The organism is Cryobacterium breve, from assembly GCF_027594785.1.
Taxonomy (GTDB): Bacteria; Actinomycetota; Actinomycetes; order Actinomycetales; family Microbacteriaceae; genus Cryobacterium; species Cryobacterium breve_A.
The window spans coordinates 2,002,725-2,025,994 of sequence record NZ_CP075584.1; the positions used below are offsets into that span (position 1 = coordinate 2,002,725).

Here is a 23,270-nt window from a genome sequence, read left to right on the forward strand (position 1 = left end):
AAGCCCCAGGGCTTCACGCAGGGTGGATCCGGCCGCCGGCGCGACACTCAGCCCGGCAGCCCGGAGTGCGGGGAGAACCGCGCGACCGAGTTCTTCGAGGTCGACGTCGAGGACGGCGGGCAGAAAGCGAACGCCGTCGGTGAACTCCGCCAGGCTCTGCGATGAGGGCGACGAGCCCGGGCGCGTCCCCGACGAAGCGGTATCGTCCGGAGTCGAGCCAGGATCCGGAGGCATCCAGGCGGCCCAGCCGGTCTCCGGCGGGCTCTCCGGCGTGGTCGAGGACGACCTCGACCTCGACGATCACCCGCGGCACCCCCGAGACACGTGCGGCCAGGACGGCGGCCTCGACGGCGGTGACGGTCGGGCCGCTCACCAGGGCGACGTCGAGGAGGCCGGAATCGACCTCGCCCACCCGGCCGAATACGGGAAGCTGGCCCTGCGGGGGCCGGGGCGTGATCGACGGGCCGACGACCGCGAAGTTCTCGCTGTGGAAATCGATGCGGTGCACGCGCTCGCGGTCGAGGTAACGGCCGGTCGGTTCGTCGCGGATCACGGCGTCGTCTTCCCAGGAGTCCCAGAGCCGGCGGTTGACCTCGACAACGTCGGACGCGACCCCGGCGAGCGCGGCCGGTTCGGTGACGACATCGCGGCCGAAGGCCTCGGCCTCCGTCGGGTCCCCGGAGACGGAGACGATCCAGCCCGCCCGGCCGTGGGACGCATAGTCGAGGCTCGCGAGCCTGCGTCGCGACGTGGAAGGGCTCCCGGTACGCCACGCTGATCACCGGGACCAGGCCGATCCCGGACGTCAACGGTGCTGCGAACGCCGCCCGGAGGACGGCGTCGATCCGCGCGACGATATTCGGGTACGCGCCGGGGGCCGCCCCGGAATCGTCGAAGGTGGCGAACGTGAAGCCAGCCCGTTCGGCGGCGGTCACGACCTCGGTGATGCGGGCGGCAGTGAGGAGCGCGCGCGGAGCGTGACCGGCGGCACGCCAGGCGGATGGATGGGCGCCGTCGCCGTCGAGTTCGATGGCGAGTGCGAGTGGTCGGGTCATGGAGTGTCCTTGATCGGGGAGGTCATCGGGGTTCTGGATGGTCAGGCGGTGACGAGGGCGGCATCTGCCGGCGCGGACCCGCGCGACGCCGAGACCTCGGCCGCGGCATCCGCCACCTGGGCGCCCGTGAAAGCGGGCCGGCGGCCGTACGGGTCGGCGGCGCTCCACAGCGTGGTCGGTGCTTCCCGGCGGACGACCGGGATGACCTCGGTCGCGAACCGTTCCAGGATGTCGAGCTGCTGTTCGAACGGGATCGTCGTCGGGAGGCTCACAGACTGGATGTCGTGCCGGAACACGGAGTGGTAAGACAGGATCTTGTCGATAATCTGCTGCGGGCTCCCAACGAGCGCGGGACCCTCGGCGACGGCGTGGTCGATGTCGCGGAAGGGCGTGTTGTTGCCCGGAACGTTCGTCGCAGCGACGATGGCCTCGTAGACGGGGCCGTACTGCTCCTTGGCCTGCTGCGTGGTGTCCGCGATGAAGAGACTCCCCGAACCCGAGCCGAGATAGGCGAAGCGCAGGTCGTGGCCGTGGCGGGCGTACTCGGCCCGGTAGTGCTCGATCAGCACGGCGTAGTTCTCCCGCGGCTGGATGGCATTCGCCGTGAAGAGCGGGTCTCCCCATTTCGCGGCGAGCGCGGCGGAGGCGAGCGTCGTCGCCGAGCCGTGCCAGATGCGCGGGGCCCCGGCAAAGGGACGGGGCAGGGTCGTCACCCGGTCAACGGCCGGACGGAACTCACCGGACCAGGTGACGTCCTCCTCGCGGAAGAGTCGGCGCAGGAGTTCGTATTTCTCGGCGAGCAGCCGCCACTGGTCCTCGATGTTCAGACCGAACAGGGGGAAGTGTTTCGCCTCGTTGCCCTTGCCGATGGTGAGTTCGAGCCGCCCCCTCGAGATCTGGTCGACGGTGGCGTAGTCCTCGGCCACCCGCACCGGGTCGAGCAGCGACAACACAGTCACCCCACTGTGAAGGCGGATGCGGGTGGTCGCCGCCGCGATCGCACCGAGGAGCACGGTGGGCGACGAGGAGAGGAAGTGCCCCGCGTGCCGTTCTCCGACCGAGAACGCGTCGAAACCGAATTCCTCGGCCCGGTGGGCGACCTGGATCGTCTGCGCAAAGCGGTCGCTCGGGGAGACGATCCGGCCGGTGATCGGGTTCGTCTGGTACGGGATGATGTCGAGAATCTGGAATTTCATCGACGGATCAAAGCGTCACGGTGATGCGGGAGAGGGGCGTCTTCTCGCCGGCCTCGACGAGGATCGGCAGGCGGTTCTCGGCCGGCGGCAGCGGGCAGGTCGCGTAGTCCGTGTACGCGCACGGGAGGTTCACCGCACGGGTGAAATCGAGAGTCGTCCGTCCGTCGGCGTCGGGCGCGGGAACGGTGAGGGACCGGTTCGCGGCGTACGTCGTGACGCCGCTCGTCGCATCCGTCAAGAGTACGAGCAGGGTACCGGGAACGTATCCGTTGAACGCCGTCAGCCGGAAGATCTGACCGTCCGTGGCGAATTCGAGTTCGCCCGGTGCCGCGTACACATGCTGCAACCCCTCGACGGCGGCACCGACCGTGACATCGCGCGGCTCGTCGAAGGGCAGAAAGCGCGCCTCGAGACGCCAGCCCGGGGTCGGCAGGTACGTCGGAGTGCCGGCGTACCCGGCCCGGAACTCGGTGTCCGGGTGCCGGGGCCGCACGAGCAGGTGGCCGCCGCGCCGGGCGACTTCGATCACCGCGTCACCGGCCAGCGCATTGACGCCCTCGCGTTCGTTGATTGCACCGAACGAGTGCCTGCCGGTCAGGCTCGACGCCGTCGATGCTCAGTTGCTCTCCCCGCGGCGAGGTCGACAACGGGTCCGCTGTCGTCGAAGGACCAGGCGCCGGGTGCGTCGTCGAAGCGTTCCGACTCAACGGTCAGGAAGTGCAGCCCGGTGATGGCGAGGAATCCGTCCGGCGCCGCACGCTGTGCCTCGTGCGCCGCATGCCACGCCTCCCAGTCGGAGGCGAAATGCGCGTTATCGATGGTCGGTGAGATCGTGTCTGTTGTCATGGCACCGACGTTAGTTTTCGTCTCTTCCGATGCGGGCGGATGCCGACACGAACAGTCATGCACGCAACATGCGGTAATCCGTCTTGCGCACGGGCGGATTCTCACCAGCCGGGCGCCGCTCGACCGCCCTCACCGCATTCGTCACGTTCCGCAACCTCGGACATACTCGGACACACTCACACATCCGGCCGCGCCGGAGGCGCACGATGGATCCTTCGATCCACGACACCGAACGGACCCTCGTGAGCTCCCACAACTTCGCCTTTCAGGCCGATCCGCTACCGCCGAGGGCGGTTCCCGCCTTCGAGCCGTTCGGCGGTCTCAGCCCCGCCGACTTCAAACTCGCCTTCCGGAACCACCCGGCGGGGGTTGCCGTCATCACCGCGGACGCGGGAGACGGCCCCGTCGGCCTGACGGCGACATCCGTGTTCTCAGTCAGCGCTGAGCCGCCCCTGCTGGTGTTCTCGCTCTCCGACCAGTCCTCGAGCACCCCGACCATCCGCGCGGCCGATACCGTGGTCGTGCACCTTCTTGGTTCCGACCAACTGAAGATCGCGCAACTCTGCGCGACGAGCGGCATCGACCGCTTCGCCGACACGAGCCTGTGGGACCGCCTCGAAACCGGAGAGCCCTATTTCCCGAGCGCTCACGCCTGGATCAGGGGACGGGTGATCAACAGGATGTCCGCCGGCAGTTCGACGGTCGTCGCTGTGCACGCCCTGGAGTCCAGGATCACCGAGGATACTGAGGCATCCGCCCCGCTCGTCTATCACAACCGCACCTGGCACCGCCTCGGCGCGCACTCGGAGATAGCAACAGGGCTGGTGCGCACGTGACTACACGGACAGTCGTCGACCATTCCTTCGGATTCGCAACCCAGCAGGTACACGCGGGCGGGGTCGCCGTTGCCGGAGTGAACCCTCGCGCCACCCCCCATCTATCTCACGGCCGGATTCGTCTTCGACGACTTCGACGACGCACGGAATCGCTTCGCCGGCGTCGACCCCGGGTACATCTACAGCCGGTACGCGAATCCCACGGTGGCCGCCGTCGAGCAGAGAATCGCGGCCCTCGAACACGGCGCCGATGCGATCCTCGTGGGCAGCGGACAGGCCGCCATTTCCTCGGCCCTATTAGGTTTGCTGCGCGCGGGCGACCATGTGGTGTCGGCATCGAGCATCTACGAGGGTTCTCGCGCCCTGTTCCTTGAGAACTTCCCCGCACTCGATATCGAGTCCACCTTCGTAGAGGACGCGAACGATCCGGCAGAGTGGGAGCGGAGGATCCGGCCGAACACCCGAGCGCTCTTCGCCGAATCGATCTCTAACCCCCGGAACCGGATCCTCGACGTCGCCGCCATTGCGGACGTCGCCCGGCGGCATGGGATCCCGCTCGTCATCGACAACACCTTTGCCAGCCCCTATCTGTTGCGACCCATCGAACACGGGGCGGACATCGTCGTCCACTCGGCCAGCAAATTCCTCTCCGGTCACGGAACTGTCCTCGGCGGAGTCATCGTCGACGGAGGACGCTTCGACTGGGGCGCGCACCCCGATCGCTTCTCCCAGCTGACGCACCCCGGCATCGATGGCGGCCCCGGCTTCCTCGAGCGATTCGGCCGAACGGCATATTCCGCGTACACGCGCAGCGTCATCGTCTCCCGGCTGGGACCGACGGCCTCGCCGTTCACGGCATTCCTTATCCAGCAGGGCATCGAGACGCTGTCCCTGCGCCTGGATCGCCAGTCGGCCACTGCCCTCGCCCTCGCACGCTGGCTGGAGGGACGACCAGAGGTCTCGTCCGTGGACTATGCCGGATTGGCGTCGCATCCGCACTACGAGCTTGCCCGCCGTTACCTTCCGCGCGGCCAGGGATCGGTCTTCGCAGTCACCCTGCGGGGTGGCGTCGCAGCAGCAAAGGCACTGATCAACGCTGTCGGGCTCTTTACTCACATGGCACATCTCGGCGACGTGCGTTCCTTGATCCAGCATCCCGCGTCGACGTCCCATGCCCATCGCACGGACGCTCAACTCCGCTATGAGGGCATCGGACCCGGCATGATCCGGCTGTCGGTCGGGGTCGAAGACGCCGCCGACCTGATCGCGGATCTTGAGCGCGGCCTCGCCGCGATTCCACGATCGTTTGATATCGAGGCCGCATTTTCGGGCACGAACTCGCCACCGGACGGCGCCGTCGCCGCCGGCCTGTCGGCTGGGCCGCTCGTCACCGTATCCACCCGCACGACAGAGAGGTAGACGACTCACATGTCGGCACCGCAGCACTTCGGTTGGTTCCTGTCCCGGGGTTTCGGCCCGCACGGCTGGGGACATGCCTACTACGAGTGGAACTACCGCTGGCAGGAGCCCCGTCTCTACCAGCACTCGATTCGCGAACTCGAACAGGCCGGCTTCGACCTCCTCATCATCGAAGACGCTCTCTCGCTGGGCAACGCGGACACCCTGGACCTGCGCATCCGCTCGGCCTACGGCGGGCCGAAGCACGACCCGCTCCTCCTCGCACCGTACCTGTTCGACGTCACGTCCCATATCGGCATTGCGCCGACCGTGAACCCGTTGGCGTACCCGCCCTACCTCGCCGCACGCCAGTTCGCCACACTGCAGCACCTGAGCGGCCACCGGTTCGGCATCAATGTGGTCACCGACGTCGGCAGCAGCCGGCACTTCGGTGCCGAACCGGTCAGTCACGATGTCGCCTACGACCGGGCCGATGAGTGGCTCGCGGGGGTGCGGAGGTTGTGGAACAGTTGGCAGGACGGTGCACTGGTCGAGGATCCGAAAACGTTTCGGTTCGCCGACGGCTCGAAAGTGCCGCCCTTCCAGCACCGCAGCGAACATTTCACCTTCGACGGACCACTCAACGCCCTCCCGTTCCCAGAAGGGGAACCTGCAATCGTCTCCCCCGGCGGCTCCCCGCGCGGACTGGACTTCGCGGGCAAGAACTCCACCGTGCAATTGGCCCTCGCCTCGCTCGATATCGCGACCGTGCGCGACTACCGTGCCCGCGTCCTGGCCGCCGCCCGTGCGCGCGGGCGCAGCGACGATCTGAAGATCCTCTTCGTGTTCAAGCCCATCGTCGTGTCAAGTCGCGACGAGGCCGACCGTCTTGTCCGGGCGTCCGCCGAGCCCGATGACGGGTCCTTACTGCGGATCGCCGAGGCCCAGTCGAGTGACCTTGAAACCGACCTCACCGGGCTCGATCTCGACCGGCCCCTCGACCCCGCCATTTTCGCCGACCACGTCTCACGCGGCAGCATCCGGGCTCTGCTGGGTGATGCAGAGAGTTTCGCCTCGGTTCCGCTCCGGCAATTGTTGACAGCAAAGGCGCGCCTCGGCCGGATCTCCGATCGCTCCGGAGTCGTCGGCACGGCAGACGAGGTGGCCGATTTCATCCAGGAGCTCGGCGATGAGGCCGACAACGATGGCTTCATCTTCTCGGGCGATCTGCACCCGGTCACGATCCACCGGATGCTGGACGAACTCGTGCCGATCCTGCGCCGGCGAGGGCTGCTCCGCACCGAATTCGGCACCGGCGGCCTGCGCCACAACCTCAGCGACTTCTAGTCGATTCCCGAACCGCGCGCAGGGTCGACGCGGTAGACCTGATTTGACGCGGTGGACCTGACTCGACCCCGGAACGGGTGGCCGGCACGGCCCTTCGAATACGATTTGTGACGCCGAGAAGACCCGTCGAAAGTCGGCACGGCCAGACTGGTTTCAATCCCTCCGTTAGCCCAGTGAGGGCATGAAACTACGGAGCAGGACATGAGCAAGCGCCAACGATTCGCTGCGGCATCAGCCGGAATACCCACCGATCGTCCCCCCTGTGGGTGCCTGGATACATTTCGGCAGCGCCCTCTGGCAGCCGGAAGACTCGGCAGCCGCACATCTGCGCTTCTACCGGGAGTACGACTGGGATTACATCAAGGTGATGAACGACTATCGGTTTGCCACTCCTGGCGACCTTTCTGAGATTACCGACGAGGGGCAGTTCGCGGCCCTCGGAGATGCGCACGCGGATTACCCGGGATTCGCAGCGCAGCTTTGCCGTGCTCGGACTCATCAGGTCGGCCGCGCCGGAAGCGGCCGTCGTCGACACCGTCTTCTCGCCGCTTCAGACCGTCGTGCGTTCCCTCGGAGAGTCCGTCATCCCCTACTTCCGTCGGTCACCTGAGCTGGCCAAGGAGGTACTCGACCGGGTGACGTCCAGACTCGAAGAGTACGTGCACCACGCCGTCGACACCGGCGTGGACGGACTCTTCCTCGCCGTGACCGGCGCGGCAAGCGATGCGTCGAGCTGGGGCATCACTCCCGACGAGTTCTCGGATTGGATCGCCCCCTTCGACCGGCGCGTTCTCCGCGCCGCAGAGGGACTGACGCGCATCATCCACGCCCACGGCGACAACCTCAACCTGGCCCTCCTTGACGACTACCCGGCGGAGGTTCTGAACTGGTCGCCGGCCACATCCGCTCCGACGATCAGCGACGCAGTTCGAGAGGGCAAGCGGGTAGCCATGTCCGGACTGGACGAAGTACAGTCTCTCTACTGGCCGCCGAGCAGGGTCAGGGAGACAGTGCTCGCCGCGCGCGCCGATGCAGGCGACCGCATCATCGTGGCTCCCGGATGCACGCTGCACTCGGACACTCCGCCGAGCGTGCTCCGGGCGTTGCGGGAGAGCGTGGAACCGGTGCTCGCACGCGCCTAGCAACCAGGCCCGCGGCCGGCCGTATGGCTCGGCCGCGGGTTGGCCCGCACGGGCGGGCAGCGGGTCAGTTCACGAGCCCGTGGGCGGGGTCGGCTCGCCGAGTGAGAGCATCAGCCGATTGGCCCAGTTGAAGAAGGCGGCACCGTGTATTGCGTCGGCGATCGCGAGGTCATCGAGGCCGGCCTCGCGCAGTTGGCGGATGTTTGACGCGTCGAAGTCGCCCGGAGTCCTGGTGAGATCCACCGATGCGTCGATAACCGCCCGCCATTGCGGGTCGTCCTGCTGACCGCCGGGGCCCTCGTCCAGAAGCCGCTGGACGTCGTCATGGCGCTTCGAGCGATGCGTTGCGAACCGGGAATGCACCGACGCGCAGAAGATGCAGCCGTTGGTGCGCGATGCAGCCGCTGCGGAAAGCTCCCGCTGCGCACGCGGCAACCCGCCCTTCTCGTTGTAGAAGATGTCGTTGTCCGTGCGGGTGCGCGCACCGAGGATGTCTGGATCGCGGACGAGCAGCCGGAAGTAGGAACTGTTGGCGCGCCCCTTGTCGACGAGACCGGAATAGTGGCGCTCGGTGAGCTCGTCGAGCGGCAGCGGTTCCAGCCACGGCTCCCAGCCCAGCTCGGCCTGGGTGAAAGCGTTGGGCGCCTCGAACGCGTGTCGGATGACCTTCTCGCTCATGCGAGTTCTCCCTTCAGGGCGGTGAGGCCCGCGACAACGCGAAGCTGGAAGCTGAGAAACGCCACGAGCTGCGAGAGCGTGACGATGCCCGTTGTGGTCCAACCGGCATCCAGGAGGGTCTGGAGCGCGTCGGCGGAGGAGTCGCGCGGGCGGTAGACGAGCAGGTGGGTGTGAGCGAGCGCTACGGCAAGCCGCGGGCCGGCTGAGATGGCCAGGGCGGCATCGGGCTCCCAGTGCAGGCCGGGCGCATTCTCCGTCGAGAGAGGCCCCTCCGGGTAGTCGCCGTACGGTCCGCTGGTGACCGCGCCCGGAAGGGCGACTTCCAATGCGGCGAGTGTGTCGGGAGACTCCTCCGCGAGCAGCCCGCGGTAGAAGGACGCGGTGAGACTCCCGGAGAGTGCCGTCGTCCAGTACGCGACGGCGAGACGCTCGAGCCGGCTAGCGTGCTCGAGCTCAGCAGAGTCGAACAGGGCGGTGAAACTCGTCTGCGCGTTCTTCTTGGCTTCGGGGCGCTGGAGTCGCAGTTCGAAGAGCGCGTCGCCCTCCTCTACGCCGATCAGCTGGTCGATGACATCGACGGCCATGGTGTTTCCTTTCCGAAGCTTCGGGGGTTCAGTTCTGCGTCACCCAGCCGAGTGCTGGGGCGACGTGTGCGGCGATGAGTTCAAGCGAACGGAGCACGACCTCGTGCGGCGGGTCGACCGGATGCGGTTGGAAGACGATGTCCGTGGCTCGCGGCAGAACCGGGTCGGCTGCGAGTGTCGCCAGCACCTGTTCGGGAGTGCCGACGTGCAGGTCGAGATAAGCGGCCAGCTCGGCGTCGTCGACACCGTCCGGGACTGTGACTCCTTGAGCGGCCAGCATGGGTAGCGAACGCGCGATGCCCTGGGCACGCCAGCGCCGCGCCTCGTCGTCCGTGTCCACGACGAGCACAGACCGCGAGGCCATCACGCGAGGGGGTACGCCGGCGGGCAAAGCCGTGCGGTGCGCGTCGACGAGCGCGACCTGGTCGTCGACCGAGCCGTGCCCGGTGTATTCGCGTCGGGGCTGGGTGCGTGAGAGCATCAGCCCATGTCCTTCGCGACCGATGCGCTCGGCACCGCCGGCAGAGAAGGTCGCCTCCCACAGGCTGTCGATGAGCCGGGGAGCCGGCGGGTAAAGCGCCCCGCCATCCGACGTGAGCACCTCGCCCCTGAGGCTGCGCAACAGGGTTGCTTTGTTGGCGGAGTACACGGTCGGCCGGTCTGCGACGTCGAGGCCGAACGGCGGGAAGGACGTGGCCGTGCCCCCCGACCCGATGCCGAGCTCGAAGCGACCGTCTGCGAGCAGCCACAGCACGGCGGCATCCTCGGCGACCCGCAGCGGGGCCTCGAGAGGGAGGGTGATGATACCCGTGGCGAGCACTATACGCGAGGTCTGCGCCGCTGCCTGTGCCAGAAGCACGAACGGCGAAGGGAGTCCGCCCTCCTCGCTGTGGAAGTGGTGTTGCGCCACCCAGACGGTGTCGAAGCCGGAGCTCCTCCGCACGGACGAACTGAGCGAGAGCGTTGCGGTAGCGCACGACCGGGGCCGCATCGTCGAGCAGTCTCGTGAAGAATCCGAGTCTGGGGGTGGTCATGCCTGTATTGCCTTTCCTAGATATGCCTCTTGAATCTCGGGGTTGTCGAGCAGGCTCACGGGCCGTGCCCTGCAGCACGATTTCGCCCGTTGCAAGCACGTATCCCCGCGACGCGATCGAGAGCGCCAGTTCCGCCTGCTGCTCGACGAACAGCACGGCCACGCCGAGTTCGATGTTGATGCGCACGATCTCATCGAGCACCTGGTCGACGAGTTTCGGGGAGAGCCCCATGGTGGGCTCGTCCATGCAGATGAGCTTCGGCCGGCTCATCAGGGCCCTGGCGAAGGCGAGCATCTGCTGCTCGCCGCCCGAGAGCGTGCCCGCCTCCTGACGCCTGCGTTCGGCGAGGCGCGGGAAGTGCTCGCGCATCCGCTCAAGGTCCTCGGCGATCCCCGCCCGGTCCTTGCGGGTATAGGCGCCGGTCAGGAGATTCTCGTCCACGGTCATCTGCGGGAAGACCCGCCGGGCCTCGGGGACGGAGGCGATGCCCGCCGTGACCCGCTGCCTCGTGGAGGCGTGCGTGACGTCCTTCCCGGCGAAGCGGACGGTTCCCGACTTGACCTTGACGAGTCCGAGGATCGTCTTCATCGTCGTCGACTTGCCGCTGGCGTTGCCGCCGAGCAGGGAGACGATCTCGCCCTCGCCGACGGTGAGGGTGTTGCCCCTGAGCGCGTGGAAGGGACCGTAGTAGACGTTCACGTCGTCGAGGGCGAGCAGGTCGGTCATGAGCGGTCTCCTGTTGCGAGTGCCCGGCGACGGCCGATGTAGGCCTCGATCACGGCCGGATCGTGGCGCACGTCCTCTGGCCGTCCCTCGGCGATTATCCGGCCACCGTCCATGACGATGACCCGGTCGGACAGTTTCATCACGAGGTCCAGCTTGTGCTCCACCAGGAGGATCGCCTGTCCTTCGGCCTTGAGCTCGAGCAACTGCTCAAGGACTTCCGCGGTCTCGGACTGGTTCATTCCCGCGGTGGGCTCGTCGAGGACGAGCAGCGTGGGCTTCAGCGCCATGGCGCGGGCGATCTCGGCGCGGCGCCGGTTGGCGTAGCTGAGCGAGTATGCCGGGTCGTCACGACGGGACCCGAGGCGAGCCTCGAACCGATGGAGTTGGGCGTCTACGTTTGCATCGATCTCGATGCGTTCACGACGCGAGGCCGGAGTTCCGACGATCGCGATGAACAGTTCCCCGAGCAGGGGAATCCAACGCAGCAGGAACAGGTGCGAGAGGCCTCGGAAGGGACGGGTCGCGTGCAGGGTGGAGTGCAGTCCGACCTCGATGTTGTCTGCGACCGACAGGGTCGCGAACACTCGCCCGTTCTGGAACGTACGCGCGATGCCGTACTCGGCGATCCGGGCGCTGTCCGCCCGGTCGATGCGCGTGTCGCCCAGGGAGATGGTGCCCCCGTGGGCGCGGATGGTTCCGGCCACGAGGTTGAGGGTCGTGGTCTTGCCCGACCCGTTCGGTCCGATGATCGACACCACTTCACCGGGTGCCACCGTGAAGGAGATGCCGTCAACGGCCTTGAGCCCATCGAAATGACGTTCAAGGTTTTTGACGTCGAGCAGCACGCCGCTCATGAGTTCCTCACCAGGATGCCGCCCGGACGGAACCTCACGACGAGGATCAGCACGAGTCCATAGACCATGATGCGCAGTTCCGGGGTGAACCTCAGCAGTTCCATGGCACCGATCAGGATGATCGATCCGACGACCGCCCCGTAGGGCAGTCCAACGCCACCCATGATGACGATCGTGACCACCAGCAGAGACATCAGCATTGTGAAGATGGTCGGGTCGATGTAGGTGTACTGGTGCGCGAGGAGCGAGCCGCCGATCCCGGCGAAGAACGCGGAAATTGCGAACGCGAGGGCCTTGTAGTCACGCCCCCGAACGCCGGAGGCGAGGGCAGCCACCTCGTCAGAGCCGACAGAGGAGATCACCTTCCCGAGGTGTGAGCTGCGAATGCGGAACATTACTAAGAGAGTGACCACGAGCACCCCGAAGTCGATCAGGTAGTACGCCGTCGGTGTCGATAGGGGCGTTCCGAACCATTGCGGCACCGGAATGTTGTAGAGGCCTTGGGGGACCACCAGCTGGATGACGGCGACGATGGCGATGCCGAGCCCGAGGGTCGCGATGGAGATGTAGTGTCCTTTCACGCCCCAGATGGGTGAGGCAAGGATCGAGGCGACGATCGCAGCGACGAGCCCGGCGATCGGCAGCGCGACCCAGAACGAGAAGTCCAGGTAGAGGGTCAGCGCAGCGGAGATGTACGCGCCGATCGCGATCGGTCCGGCCTGGCCGAGAGCGAGCACGCCGGCCTGCCCCGCCGTGACGGTGAACCCGGCGGCGATGATGGCGTAGATGAGCACCTGGGTGCCCGTGGTGAGGATGTAGTTGTTGCCGGTCAGCGGGATCAGCACCCCGATGGCGAGGAACGCGACCGGCCAGACCCAGCGCGGGATCCGGAACGGGCGACCCTTCCCGAGGAACGTCCCGGTCAGGGGCTCGGTGGAGATCAACGGGATCTTGCCGAGCAGGCCACCGGGACGCACGATGAGCACGACGATCAGGATCACGAAGATGATGATCTGGCGGGAGGTGTCACCGAAGAAGTGGATGCCGAACGATTCGAGGATGCCGAGGACGAAGCCGCCGATGACGGCTCCGACGAGTGATCCCAGCCCGCCCAGCGTCGCCGCCACGAAGGCGGTCAGGCCGATGTTCAGTCCCGAACTCGGGTTCGCGACTCCGACGTACAGGGCGATGAAGACCCCGGCGAGGCCGCCCAGGGCGGAGGCGATGACGAAGGACACATGCTGGACCAACGCCACCGGGATCCCCATCTGGAGTGCGGCCTCCTGGTCCTGGGAGGTGGCACGGATGGCCCGGCCGATCCTGCCGTACTTGAGGAAGAGCGACATTGCAACCATCAGGACTGCGGTCGTACCCAGCATCACGACATCCGAGGTGCCGAAGCGCATGTTCCCGATTTGGAGATTCGAGGTGGGCAGCACCGCGGGGAAGACGCGGAATTGTGCGCTGAAGGCAACCTGCGAGGCGTTGTCGAGGATCTGCGAGACAGCGTAGGTCGACAGCATGGCAGCGAGGGGAAGGAACTTCGCTAAGGGCCGGACCACCGTGATGTTGATGACCAGGCCCAGTCCGCCGCAGATGACGAGGACGAGGGGCAGGGCCAACCAGAACGGCAGACCGAGTGTCGCGATGAAGAACCAGGCCAGCATGGCGCCGAGGCCGAAGAACGAGAATTGGGCGAAATTGACGACGTTCATCACGCCGAAGACGAGGGAGATCCCGACCGCTCCGAGGGCGTACACGTTGCCCCGGAGCAGGCCGGCGATCAGGGTATCAAGCATGGTGAGCGGAGACCGTGGCGGGGATCAACCGGTGTAGGCGATCCACTTGCCCTCCTTGAGAATGGTCGGCGTCAGCTTGGGCGATGCGATGCGACGGGTCGCCGTGTCGAAGGTGATCGTGCCGTACACGATGCTCGGGACATCCTTGATCTTCTTGAAGCCCTCGAGGAGGCCTTCGCGGGTCGTGCCGCCGATCTTCGCTGCGGCGACAGCCACGTTCAGTGCGTCGTAGGCGCCGGCTTCGAAGCCGGTTACGTCGGTTTCACTCGGGTACTTCTTCTTGAACGCGGTGACGAAGGCCTGCACGGCTGCGTCGGGGCTGGTCTCGAGGAACTGCGCGCCGACGATAGAACCAACAGCGTCAGGAGTCGCGTCGAACGACTGCTCATCCTGCCCGCCGTAGAAGGTGCCGTCGTAGCCGATCGCGCGCAACTGGGTGACGATCTTCGCCGCGTCCGGTCCGTAGCCGATGTGGACGAATGCCTCAGGCTTCCCCGCTACTGCGTTGGACAGCGAGGGACGGTAGTCATCCGAGGTGTCGAGGACTCCCTCGGCGTCCGTGATCGTGAGGCCGATCTTCTCGGCCTCTGCTTTGAATGCGTTGTAGGCGGGGACGCCCCAGTCGGCGGTGTTCAGGTAGGTCACGCCGACGGAGGTGATGCCCTGGTCCTTGATGTAGTCGGCAGTCCACTCGTAGCTGGCGCTTGTTGTGATTGACGTGGACCATTGGTAGTCCGAGCCCTTGGCCGTGAAATTCGGGTTCGAGTTGTTGAAACCGTACTGGAGTAGCTTTCCGGCGGTATAAATCGGGGAGGCGGGAATGGATGCCGCCGACGAGTAGTCTCCGAAGACGAGGCTAATGCTGTCATCGCCGACGAACTTCTGTGCGACCGCGACCGACTGCTTGGGGTCTGATTGCGAATCTTCATACTTGATGGCGACCGGGTGACCGTCGATGCCGCCGCCGTCATTGACCTGCTCGACGGCCAGGTCGAACGCTTTCTTTAAACTGTTCGCCATATTGTGCATACTGGCCTGTCACGGCCGCGGATACTCCGAAGTACACCGTGGACGCGCTCGAGGTGGAGGAGGCGCTGGCGCCGCTGGAGCAGGCCGCCAGGCTCACCACCGCGAGGGCGGCAACGGAGGCAACAGCTGCGTGTCGGATGAAGCTCTTCATGGTGATTTCCTAGTTTCGTCAGGTCGGGGTCCGGGTGCACCGATGACGCTACGGGCTTTCCAGCCCTGATCACAGCTGAATTGTCATAGTCGGTAGCACCGCGTAACAACCGGCCCTACGGCACTGGATCCGACGCTGAATGCGGCTGCTGACGGTCATGAATCGCAGCAAAACGTCACACTTCGGTGACCGCACCGTCTGCGCTCGGCGTCCCGGCCCGAATGAGAATTCGGTACCGTTTCCGCGCAGGGACAAGTATCCAGACTACTTCGCAGGGGTCCTCCGGCGCGGGCGCTTCGCGTACTCTCGCGCCGACCCTGAGCGTCTACTGACTGAGATTATCGGACGCCGATTCCTTGAAGTCGACTATCGCTTCACCGTTGGATCGTGCCCAGTCGGTCAGCATCAGGATGGGTTCCTGGAGGGTTTGCCCCGGGGCGGTGAGACTGTATTCGACCCGCGGCGGCGCTTCCGCGTATGCACGCCGGTCGACGAGGCCGTTGCCCTGAAGCCGGCGGAGTGTCTGGGTCAGAACCTTCCGCGAAATGCCGCCGATAAGGGTGACCAGCTCGCCGTGGCGCTTCGGGCCGTCGCTGAGCGCGAACAGGGTGACGACCGCCCACTTGTCCGCGATGATCTCGATCGCGAGGCGCGCAGGGCAGTCGGCGAGGAAAACGGTACCCGCTGGAAAAACCATGTTCCGAAGGGTACCAAATGGTACCTATCGAATCTCTAACGTCGATGACATGGAACTCGGCGCCTTCTCCCTCACAGATCTCTCGGCCGGTACGCTCTCCCCCGGCCGCGTGCTGGACATCATCGACTACGGGGTCTTTGCGGACGAGGCGGGCCTCGACATCTTCGGGATCGGTGAGCATCACACTCCCCGATTCGCGGTCTCGTCGCCGGCCGTCGTGCTCGCCGCCATCGCCGCCCGAACCTCGACGATCACCCTCACCAGTGCCGTCTCGGTGCTGAGCGTTCTCGACCCGGACCGGCTGTACCAAGACTTCGCCCAGCTTGACCTTGTCTCCGGCGGTCGCGCGGAGATCACCGCCGGACGGAGCGCGTACTCCGAACCGTTCGCGGTCTTCGGTGTGCCGCTTGATGATTACGACGCCGTCTTCGAGGAGAAGCTCGGCCTCCTGCTCGCTCTGCGCCGGAATGCCGAAGTCACCTGGACGGGCCGGTTCCGTACGCCACTCGATCATGCTCAGATCATTCCCCGTCTCACTCACGAGCTCCCCGTGCGTCTCGGAGTGGGCGGCACACCGGCCAGCGCCGCCCGTGCCGAGCGTCTCGGGCTCCCGGTGACCCTCGCGCTTCTCGCCGGCGGCCCGGACGGGCTCACCCCGGTTGTGAATCTGTATCGACAGACGGGAGACGAGCACGGCCACCTCCGAGGCCAACTCGGTGTTGGCGTCGTCAGCCACGTCTACGTCGGAAACTCATCGCAAGACGCGCGCGACACCTTCTATCCGCACTATCGGTCTTATTTCGCCGACGGACGCGGCATTAACCTCGACCGGGCGACATTCGATCGAATGGCGGCACCGGATGGCCCCCTCGTGGTCGGTAGCCCCCAGGAAGTCGCGGACAAACTTCTCCGCTGGAACGAGATCTTCGAACTCGACCGCTTCCTGGGACAAATCGACATCGGCGGACTCCCCCGTGATGCGGTCTTCGCGTCGATCGAACGGTTCGCAGTGGACGTCGCCCCCATGCTGCGCCGCAAATCCAGCCACTACCCCTCAGAACGCGCTTTGACGCCGCCCCCCGACCGACCAACCATTCAGCTAACGCGTCACCCAAGAAACAGGATCACTCATGCACATCGCCGCCCTCCTTCTATCTGTCCTTCTCGCTCTCGTGATGCTCGGCTCCGGGGTGATGAAGCTCATCCACGTCCGCAAGTGGTCGCCCAGATGGAAGCAGTCAAGGTCACTCGACAGCAGATGACAGTGCTCGGTGTGATCGAGAGCGCCGCGACCGTTGGCCTGATCGTCGGGATCTTTCTCCCTTCTCTCGCTGTCGTGGCATCCGCCGGCGTAATTGCCTATTTCCTCGGCGCGCTCGTCGCTCACCTGAGAGCGCAAGACCGAAACATCCAGGGTGTCGTGGTGTTTCTCCTGCTCGCGGTTGCTTCGCTGACCCTCCTTCTGAGCACGCAATGACTTCCCCGAAACTCATAGGAAGGCCACGCGCGACGCTCAAGGCTTAGGGCATCGTGGCTTCGCCCCACGATTGGCCTGGTGAGCATATGGAATTTGGAAGACAGAGGCGCAGTTGCCTTCCGAACCACCTTCAAGGCAGCTCAGCCTGAGCCAGGGCTATTTGACCTGACCAGTTGAGATCGTCCTGACCGGCGATCCAGTGCCCGCGCTTGTCAAAGGCCACCGCTGACACGAGTCGAGTTCGTTCCGTACGGAAGATGAGCCGGTCCGCCTCGCGAGTCACGATTCGGTCGGCGTCGGCAGTGCAAAAGTACGAAACTCTCGACACCCCCTCGCTGCCGAGCCGCCTCGAGTGGTTCCCATAGATCAGTTTGTAGCGCGACGTGGACTTTGCCGTCAGGCTCCACTTCGACAAGTTCCACCTGATCGCCGCGCGTCGCGACGCCGTCTGCCTGGTGGTCGAAGACTCCGACGGGCCTTCGATCGCGCTGCCAGGTGTAGCCGAGAGCGAGATACCGGGCCGAGACCGTCGCGACGGCGACCTCATGCCTCGTGGTCTGCCGGAACAGGTTCGGCGGCTGCCGCCCGACCGCGTCGTGCGTCGCCCAGACGATCGACGCGCCCTGGAAGGTCGGCCGCGCCCGGTCGACGAGACCGGCCTCGACCATCCGCGTCACCCAGTGCTGCGCCTTCCTAGTACTAATCGGATCTGCCGAACCCGACATCGCGCCCAGGGCCCACCGGATCGCATCAACCTCAGCCAGACGCACCGTGCTCAGCCAGTCAACCATCGCCTCATCACGCCCTGTAACCTGCACCATCAACTCATCCCGCCCTTCAGAACCTCAGCACCTCAGCACCTCAGCACCTCTGCACCTCATCGTTCTTCTTCTTTTTTTTTTCTTCTTGTTCTTTCTTCTTGTTTTTTTCTTTTTCTTTTTCTTTCATTCATATTTCTTTCATTTGCCTCTGACTCTTTCCCTGTCCCACCACCTCCCCTTTACTTCCCAACCCCCCACACAATGCCGTTGAGTGTGGGGGGTTGGGAAGCGAGCGCAGCGAGGGGGCGGTGGTGGGACAGGGAAAGAGTGCCCTCGGGTAGTCGTTTACCTATTCGTTCTCGATGACGGGGTAAACGACCGGGCAGGTGTGTGCGCACTCGCCTCGAGGTCCCTCCGGAGAGGACCTCGCGATAGCGATCTTCAGCGCTTCTTCGTCGTTCGAGCCTCCCCGCACTGGCGTGGACATCCGGTGCTCTCGGCGGAGTTATCCACAGGCTCGTCTCGCGCGCGCGTACTGCTCCAGTTTTGTTCTTCCTGTTCCTTACTGTTAAAGGGGACGGTGAGCGTCCCCTTGCTGGGTCAGTTTTCGTACCCCTGAAGGGGACGGTGACCGTACCCCTGAGGGGGACGCTCAGTGACCCCCTAGACATCCGTGGCCCGGTCCCGGAACTCCGGAAGCTGGCGGCCCGGCGTCGGCGGTTTCGCACTATTGAGGTTCAGTTCGAACTCCGCTGCACGCCCGTTCCGGCCCGACCGAACCCGCGTGATGGCGCCGGTGTTGGTGAGTTCCGTGACGGCGCGTTTGACGGCCTGGTGGGCCGCGGCGCTCCCGTTGGACGGGGCGAGGAACCCGAGGGCGAGAGCGGACGTTTCCCGGCCGCCGAAGTAGCGTCGGGGCGGTTGCCCACCGGGATTGTGCTCGTCGTCCCAGCACTCCAGGGCCATGTGGATCAGCAACACTCTCGACGCGTGACCCAGGCCCAGCTGGGCGGCGACCAGGACGGCGTTCTTCGCCGCGTACAAGCCCACGGCACCTCACCCACCCGTGCGGGCGGGAGGTGTCGTGTCGGCCGTGCTCGCTGGTCTGCGCATTGATCGGCTCCTCTGCTGGTGACGCTCCCTGGCCCTGGGGGTGGACCCGGGCCTTCCGCCGGTGCACCCGAGTGCCGCGCCCGTGACGATGGTTCAGTGCCGAGTTGGGGGCTCGGAGGTGCGGGTGGTGGCGCTGGCTTCGATCCAGGCGAGGACTTCGGATTTCTTGTAGAGCACGGTCCGGGGTGTGGGCTTGTAGAACCGGGGACCCCACCCTGTGTAGCGCAGGCTGGGCCAGGGCTCCGGTCTTCAGGCCGGTGATTTCACCCACGGTGGCGGGGAGGATATAGTCGTCGTCCATGATCATCCTGTCTCGATGACAACCTTTCGGTTGTTCCAATGTTGAGGTCACAATATGGCGACTTCTCACATTTGACAAGAGTTTGCGTAGTATCTTGTCCATATGACAGATTTTCGGACTGAGACGAGCATCGGCGACCGCATCCAGGCCATCCGGAAACACCGCGGCATCCGCACCACGAAAAGAGCTCGCGGACACGATCCCCGGCGACAACGTGACCGAGGCGATCCTGCAGAACATCGAAGCCGGCCGGAAGAGCGACCTCGCCGTCAGCCAGCTGCTGAACATCGCCCACGCCCTCGGCGTCTCCCCCTGTTCCTCCTCGCCCCCGTCGGCCGCCCGGCTGACACCCTCGACCTGCCCAACCTCAGCTTGGCGTTCGACGGCATGACCGTCGTCGAATTCGACGCCTGGATCTCCGGCGAGACCGACGGCGCCTACCGGTGGACCACAACCGACGAACGCTCCGAACGCACCCAACTACAAGCCATGCGCGAGCTCGACGCGCTCATCAGAGAACGCAACCGGCTCGTCAGCAACCTCCAGGTCGAAGCCACACTGAACACGGCCGCCGGCGACAACGACACCGGCCAGCCGTGGAACACCACCCCGGAACGCCTGAACGAAGCCAACCGACGCATCAACCAACTGTCCTCGTACCTGGCCTCGGCCGGGTGGAAGCTCGACGGCTGGGCTCATTGATGTGCGACGGGAGCCATGGACAAGAGCAGGGGCGTCCCACGACGAGAAACGCCGTGTCACCCATGTGGGGCAAGATCGTCGGTGGAACGCGGAGACGCTGCCAGCGTCTCCGCAGCATCGCTGACGGGCGCAGAGCGCGGAACTTGTAGGGAGGCCGAGGATGGTGCGACCGCGAACACCAATCAGTAACTACGGGACACTGAGCGTGAAGGAGGTGTCCCCCGGCAGGTGGCGGGCGCGCACGCGCTACCGATTCGACGATGGGACTCTCCGTCAGATCGAACGGTTCGCAACCACTCGAGCGCGGGCCAGGATCGCGCTGCAGACGGCGCTCGACAACGCGACGGCGAGCAGGTCCCTCGAGGTGAATCGACAGACGTCACTGGCACACCTGGCCGATCGGTTCCTGGCAACGAAGGAGGACTGTGCGCCCCGCACGATCGATACCTACCGCCAGACCATCGCCCACCACATCAAGCCGAAGATCGGTGCTCTCACCGTGGCTGAGGCGACAACGGAGCGGCTCGGACGGTTCATCAGCGAGATCACCGCATCGTGCGGGCCGGGCGCCGCGAAGGCCTGCCGCGCCGTACTCTCGGGCATGATGGGCGTCGCCGCACGGTCCGACGCGGTCATCGTGAATCCCGTCCGGGAGATCGGCAATATCACCCGGCGTCGCCAGGGCGCAACGGCCGTCCCCGTTCAAGATCTACCCGACCTGCTCGAGGCCGTCCGGCGCGACGAGCGCCTCAACGAGTTGGACCAGGCCGACGTGGTAGTGTTCCTCGCCGGCACGGGATGCCGCCTGGGCGAGGCGCTGGCCCTGAGATGGTCGGCCTTTGACCCCGAAGCGGGCACGATCAGCATCGAGGCGAACGTCGTTCGTGCGCACGGTCGGGGCCTCCTGCTCCAGGACCATCCCAAGACAAAGGCCGGCGCGCGCACGATCTCGATCCCGAACTCGCTCCGGGTCCTCCTGATGGAGCGGCAGGGGCGGATCCGGGTACGCAGCGAGTATGACCTCGTGTTCCCGACGGTGCGCGGAAACATCCGCGATCCGCGGAACACGTCACGGGACTGGCGCGACGCGCGCGACCGCCTCGGCTACCCGAAGGTGACGACGCACAGCTTCCGGAAGACGGTCGCGACGGCACTGGATCACTCCGGCCTGAGCGCCCGCGAGATCGCTGATTACCTCGGTCATGAGAACCCGTCGCTGACGCAGGACGTCTACATGGCCAAGAGCACAGGAGGCACAAAAGCCGCCAAGGCACTCGACGTGATGATTGTCCCTAAATCCAAAGTGCGGGGTTAGTGGCTTTCAAAGTGCGGGGTTTATGCGGGGTTGGCCTCTGGAGGGCGAAAAAATACCCCGGACTTCCGCAGAAATCCGGGGTTTTTGTAGCGGGAGCGGGAATTGAACCCGCGACACCACGATTATGAGCCGTGTGCTCTAACCAACTGAGCTACCCCGCCACGACCTGCCGGCCTCACGACCGCCCAAGCCTGAGCCCCCTGTGGGAATCGGACCCACTACCTCTTCCTTACCAAGGAAGTGCTCTACCAATGAGCTAAGGGGGCAGAACTTCTTTTCAGAAGTTGCGCCCTGAATTTCGGCAACCGGTAAACATTATCATCTCCGCCGGCCTCCCCGTGACCGTTTCACCCAACGGGCACGAGCACCCCGGGAAGCGCCCACGCCGTGAACGACGGGCCGGGCGCTGTGAGGCGGATGCCGCCGGTCGCGCCCACGAGCTCGGCGCCGCCGAGAAGCCGCGTCGCGGCATCCGCCCCCGTCAGCGCCCCGGCAGGCAGAGACACCGCGCCAGGCGCCCGCGCCGCCAGCACGAGCACGGACTCGTCGGCCGTTTCGCGCACGAAGACGAGCACGTCGTCGTCGACGTGCAGCCAGCGCATCGAGCCTCCGTTGAGGGCCGGGTGACCGGTTCGCAGGTGGATCAGGGCGGCGTAGAGGTCGATCGTCTCCGCGACGGCCGGCTCCCCCGTGCTCGCCCAGGGCATCGGCGTGCGCGAATGCTCGCCGTCGTCTCCGGTGAGGCCGAACTCGTCCCCGGCGAAGATCACCGGGATGCCGGGCAACGTCACCGAGAGACCGAAGGCCACCGGCACGGTTCCGGCCAGGGCGTGGGTGCGGAAACGCGGCGTGTCGTGGGTGTCGAGGGCGTTCATCGTGGCGAGCCGCGTGCGCCAGGGGAACCCGGCGGTGAAGCGACGATGCGCTTCGACGAACTGCACCCCGGTGTACTGCGGAATCGTGCCGTAGGGCAGCCCGAAGAACGACGACGGGCTGTTCGGCTTCGAAAGCCAGCCCCAGACCGGGCGCGTGAAGTTCGCGTAGGTCATCGCGCCGTGCCAGGCGTCGCCCTGGAAGTCGCTCGCGGCGTCGTTGGTGCTCTCCCCGAGCAGGATCGTGTCGGGGTTGACGTCGATCATGGTTCGGCGGATGGTCTGGCGCACTTCGGCGTTGAGGTCGTCGCCGAGCATCCGCCCGGTCATGTTGGCCACGTCGATGCGCCAGCCGTCGAGGCTGTACGGCGGTTCGAGCCAGTGCGTGACAACGGAGTCGGGGCCCTCGATGAAGCGCCGGCGGAGCTCGGCCGAGGCCCAGTTGAACTTGGGCAGGCTGCGCGCGCCGAGCCAGGAGGCATAGTCGTCGTGCTCGTCGTCGAGCCAGTAGTAGAAGGCGCTTTCGGGGGCCGCCGGGGCGTGGTGCGCGGCCCGGAACCAGTCGTGCCGGTCGCCGGAGTGGTTGGTGGTGAGGTCTCCGATCACCCGGAGGCCGCGCGCGTGCGCGGCACCGACGAGCCTGACCAGGGCCTCGTCGCCGCCGAGGAGGGGATCGACCTCGGTGAAGCTCGCCGCGTCGTAGCGGTGGTTGGACGCGCCGGGGAACACCGGGGTCAGGTAGACGAGGGTGACGCCGAGCCGGGCGAGGTGGTCGAGGTGGTCGATCACGCCGTCGAGGTCACCGCCGTAGAACTGGTGCGACCGACCGGGCTGTTTCTGGTCGACATCGTCGCTCCAGTCCGCCGGGATGGCCCATGCGGGCGTGTCCCGCTCGTCGGCCTCCGCGGACCGGCCGAACCGGTCAGGGAAGACCTGGTACATCACGGTCGACTGCGCCCACTCGGGCGGCGGAGTAAACGTGACGAGCTTGAAGTCCTCCGAGTCGAGTGTCTCGATGGAGTGCACACCGCTCGCGTTCAGCCAGGCGTGGCCGCCGTCGGCCAGCGTGAGGAGGAACCGGTAGCCATGCACCGGGTTCTCCACGAGCACCTCGGCTTCCCACCACTGGGCTCCGTCGACCCACTGAGTGCCGTCGAGCGTGCCGAGCACGTGCGCGGCACTGAATCGCGGCTCCCGGTCGGGGTTGGACCGTGCGTACACGGCGCCGACCGCGCCGAACTGCCGGGGAATGCGCACCCGCACCCGCACGGTCTCCCCGAGCGCGGGCGTCTGGGTGGAGACGTAAAGCGGCGACCCGTCGTGGTGGGGCTCGGCATGGGGCGGCAGGCGCATCGTG

The 23,270-nt window shown here is 66.0% G+C and carries 21 protein-coding genes, 2 tRNA genes and 2 pseudogenes; 8 read left to right on the top strand and 17 right to left on the bottom strand.

Translation table 11 applies throughout. The annotated features are described in order from the left end of the window. Positions 1 to 13 precede the first annotated feature (13 nt). From KIV56_RS09765 to KIV56_RS09780, 4 genes and pseudogenes are all read right to left on the bottom strand, one after another. Positions 14 to 697, bottom strand: a pseudogene (locus tag KIV56_RS09765) (hypothetical protein); the annotation flags it as partial. A 399-nt stretch (positions 698 to 1,096) separates the two neighbouring features. Continuing rightward, positions 1,097 to 2,251 carry an LLM class flavin-dependent oxidoreductase gene (locus KIV56_RS09770; protein ID WP_281533295.1) on the bottom strand — a complete coding sequence of 385 codons (1,155 nt, stop codon included), beginning with the start codon at positions 2,249 to 2,251 and terminating at the stop codon, positions 1,097 to 1,099. Between the two features lie 7 nt (positions 2,252 to 2,258). Continuing rightward, positions 2,259 to 2,780, bottom strand: coding sequence for a DUF1684 domain-containing protein (locus KIV56_RS09775; protein ID WP_281533296.1), 522 nt, complete (start codon positions 2,778 to 2,780; stop codon positions 2,259 to 2,261). A gap of 65 nt (positions 2,781 to 2,845) precedes the next feature. Beyond that, complete coding sequence (locus tag KIV56_RS09780) at positions 2,846 to 3,097, bottom strand: hypothetical protein (protein ID WP_281533297.1); 252 nt, start codon at positions 3,095 to 3,097, stop codon at positions 2,846 to 2,848. A gap of 206 nt (positions 3,098 to 3,303) precedes the next feature. Here KIV56_RS09780 and KIV56_RS09785 point away from each other — a divergent pair, with 206 nt between their 5' ends. The 4 genes from KIV56_RS09785 (at position 3,304) to KIV56_RS09800 (ending at position 7,820) form a co-directional block, all read left to right on the top strand. Then, a complete protein-coding gene (locus KIV56_RS09785; protein WP_281533298.1) occupies positions 3,304 to 3,933 on the top strand; it encodes a flavin reductase family protein in 630 nt (209 codons plus the stop codon). 99 nt (positions 3,934 to 4,032) lie between these two features. Beyond that, positions 4,033 to 5,352, top strand: a complete 1,320-nt coding sequence (locus tag KIV56_RS09790; protein WP_348648559.1) for an O-acetylhomoserine aminocarboxypropyltransferase/cysteine synthase family protein — start codon at positions 4,033 to 4,035, stop codon at positions 5,350 to 5,352. 9 nt (positions 5,353 to 5,361) lie between these two features. Further along, a complete protein-coding gene (locus tag KIV56_RS09795) occupies positions 5,362 to 6,678 on the top strand; it encodes an LLM class flavin-dependent oxidoreductase (RefSeq protein WP_281533299.1) in 1,317 nt (438 codons plus the stop codon). 443 nt (positions 6,679 to 7,121) lie between these two features. Beyond that, on the top strand, positions 7,122 to 7,820 hold the full coding sequence (locus tag KIV56_RS09800; protein ID WP_281533300.1) for a uroporphyrinogen decarboxylase family protein: 699 nt from the start codon (positions 7,122 to 7,124) through the stop codon (positions 7,818 to 7,820). 69 nt (positions 7,821 to 7,889) lie between these two features. On the opposite strand, the gene KIV56_RS09805 is transcribed toward KIV56_RS09800, so the two are convergent. From KIV56_RS09805 to KIV56_RS09835, 7 genes and pseudogenes are all read right to left on the bottom strand, one after another. Continuing rightward, complete coding sequence (locus tag KIV56_RS09805) at positions 7,890 to 8,498, bottom strand: alkylhydroperoxidase domain protein (RefSeq protein WP_281533301.1); 609 nt, start codon at positions 8,496 to 8,498, stop codon at positions 7,890 to 7,892. After that, positions 8,495 to 9,082 carry a CMD domain protein gene (locus KIV56_RS09810; RefSeq protein ID WP_281533302.1) on the bottom strand — a complete coding sequence of 196 codons (588 nt, stop codon included), beginning with the start codon at positions 9,080 to 9,082 and terminating at the stop codon, positions 8,495 to 8,497. Before KIV56_RS09810 ends, KIV56_RS09805 begins: the two co-directional genes overlap by 4 nt. Before the next feature lie 28 nt (positions 9,083 to 9,110). Beyond that, positions 9,111 to 10,025, bottom strand: a complete 915-nt coding sequence (locus KIV56_RS09815; RefSeq protein ID WP_281533303.1) for an LLM class flavin-dependent oxidoreductase — start codon at positions 10,023 to 10,025, stop codon at positions 9,111 to 9,113. Positions 10,026 to 10,407: 382 nt separating this feature from the next. Then, a pseudogene (locus tag KIV56_RS20370) lies at positions 10,408 to 10,842 on the bottom strand (ABC transporter ATP-binding protein); the annotation flags it as partial. Continuing rightward, a complete protein-coding gene (locus tag KIV56_RS09825) occupies positions 10,839 to 11,696 on the bottom strand; it encodes an ABC transporter ATP-binding protein (RefSeq protein ID WP_281533304.1) in 858 nt (285 codons plus the stop codon). The pseudogene KIV56_RS20370 and the gene KIV56_RS09825, both read right to left, overlap by 4 nt. Further along, complete coding sequence (locus KIV56_RS09830) at positions 11,693 to 13,495, bottom strand: ABC transporter permease (protein ID WP_281533305.1); 1,803 nt, start codon at positions 13,493 to 13,495, stop codon at positions 11,693 to 11,695. Before KIV56_RS09830 ends, KIV56_RS09825 begins: the two co-directional genes overlap by 4 nt. Before the next feature lie 24 nt (positions 13,496 to 13,519). Further along, positions 13,520 to 14,515, bottom strand: coding sequence for an ABC transporter substrate-binding protein (locus KIV56_RS09835; protein ID WP_281533306.1), 996 nt, complete (start codon positions 14,513 to 14,515; stop codon positions 13,520 to 13,522). Between the two features lie 47 nt (positions 14,516 to 14,562). Here KIV56_RS09835 and KIV56_RS09840 point away from each other — a divergent pair, with 47 nt between their 5' ends. Further along, complete coding sequence (locus KIV56_RS09840) at positions 14,563 to 14,688, top strand: hypothetical protein (RefSeq protein ID WP_281533307.1); 126 nt, start codon at positions 14,563 to 14,565, stop codon at positions 14,686 to 14,688. A gap of 312 nt (positions 14,689 to 15,000) precedes the next feature. Here the strand turns inward: KIV56_RS09840 and KIV56_RS09845 are convergent, their stop codons facing one another. Continuing rightward, positions 15,001 to 15,372: a winged helix-turn-helix transcriptional regulator gene (locus KIV56_RS09845; RefSeq protein WP_281533308.1), complete on the bottom strand. Its 372-nt coding sequence runs from the start codon at positions 15,370 to 15,372 to the stop codon at positions 15,001 to 15,003. A gap of 49 nt (positions 15,373 to 15,421) precedes the next feature. Between KIV56_RS09845 and KIV56_RS09850 the strand changes: the two genes are divergently transcribed. Next, complete coding sequence (locus KIV56_RS09850; protein WP_281533309.1) at positions 15,422 to 16,849, top strand: LLM class flavin-dependent oxidoreductase; 1,428 nt, start codon at positions 15,422 to 15,424, stop codon at positions 16,847 to 16,849. A 212-nt stretch (positions 16,850 to 17,061) separates the two neighbouring features. Here KIV56_RS09850 and KIV56_RS09855 read toward each other — a convergent pair whose 3' ends face one another. Together KIV56_RS09855 and KIV56_RS09860 are read right to left on the bottom strand one after the other, a co-directional pair. Then, a complete protein-coding gene (locus tag KIV56_RS09855) occupies positions 17,062 to 17,640 on the bottom strand; it encodes a hypothetical protein (RefSeq protein ID WP_281533310.1) in 579 nt (192 codons plus the stop codon). A gap of 633 nt (positions 17,641 to 18,273) precedes the next feature. Beyond that, complete coding sequence (locus KIV56_RS09860) at positions 18,274 to 18,660, bottom strand: hypothetical protein (RefSeq protein WP_281533311.1); 387 nt, start codon at positions 18,658 to 18,660, stop codon at positions 18,274 to 18,276. Positions 18,661 to 19,126: 466 nt separating this feature from the next. Here KIV56_RS09860 and KIV56_RS09865 point away from each other — a divergent pair, with 466 nt between their 5' ends. Together KIV56_RS09865 and KIV56_RS09870 are read left to right on the top strand one after the other, a co-directional pair. Continuing rightward, on the top strand, positions 19,127 to 19,726 hold the full coding sequence (locus tag KIV56_RS09865; RefSeq protein ID WP_281533312.1) for a hypothetical protein: 600 nt from the start codon (positions 19,127 to 19,129) through the stop codon (positions 19,724 to 19,726). A 214-nt stretch (positions 19,727 to 19,940) separates the two neighbouring features. After that, positions 19,941 to 21,041: a site-specific integrase gene (locus KIV56_RS09870; protein ID WP_281533313.1), complete on the top strand. Its 1,101-nt coding sequence runs from the start codon at positions 19,941 to 19,943 to the stop codon at positions 21,039 to 21,041. Positions 21,042 to 21,128: 87 nt separating this feature from the next. Here KIV56_RS09870 and KIV56_RS09875 read toward each other — a convergent pair. The 3 genes from KIV56_RS09875 to KIV56_RS09885 all read right to left on the bottom strand — a co-directional run bounded on the left by KIV56_RS09875 (position 21,129) and on the right by KIV56_RS09885 (position 23,266). Further along, positions 21,129 to 21,202 (bottom strand) — tRNA-Met (locus KIV56_RS09875). 33 nt (positions 21,203 to 21,235) lie between these two features. After that, positions 21,236 to 21,307, bottom strand: a tRNA-Thr gene (locus KIV56_RS09880). Positions 21,308 to 21,388: 81 nt separating this feature from the next. After that, complete coding sequence (locus KIV56_RS09885) at positions 21,389 to 23,266, bottom strand: glycoside hydrolase family 13 protein (RefSeq protein ID WP_281533314.1); 1,878 nt, start codon at positions 23,264 to 23,266, stop codon at positions 21,389 to 21,391. Positions 23,267 to 23,270: the final 4 nt, after the last annotated feature.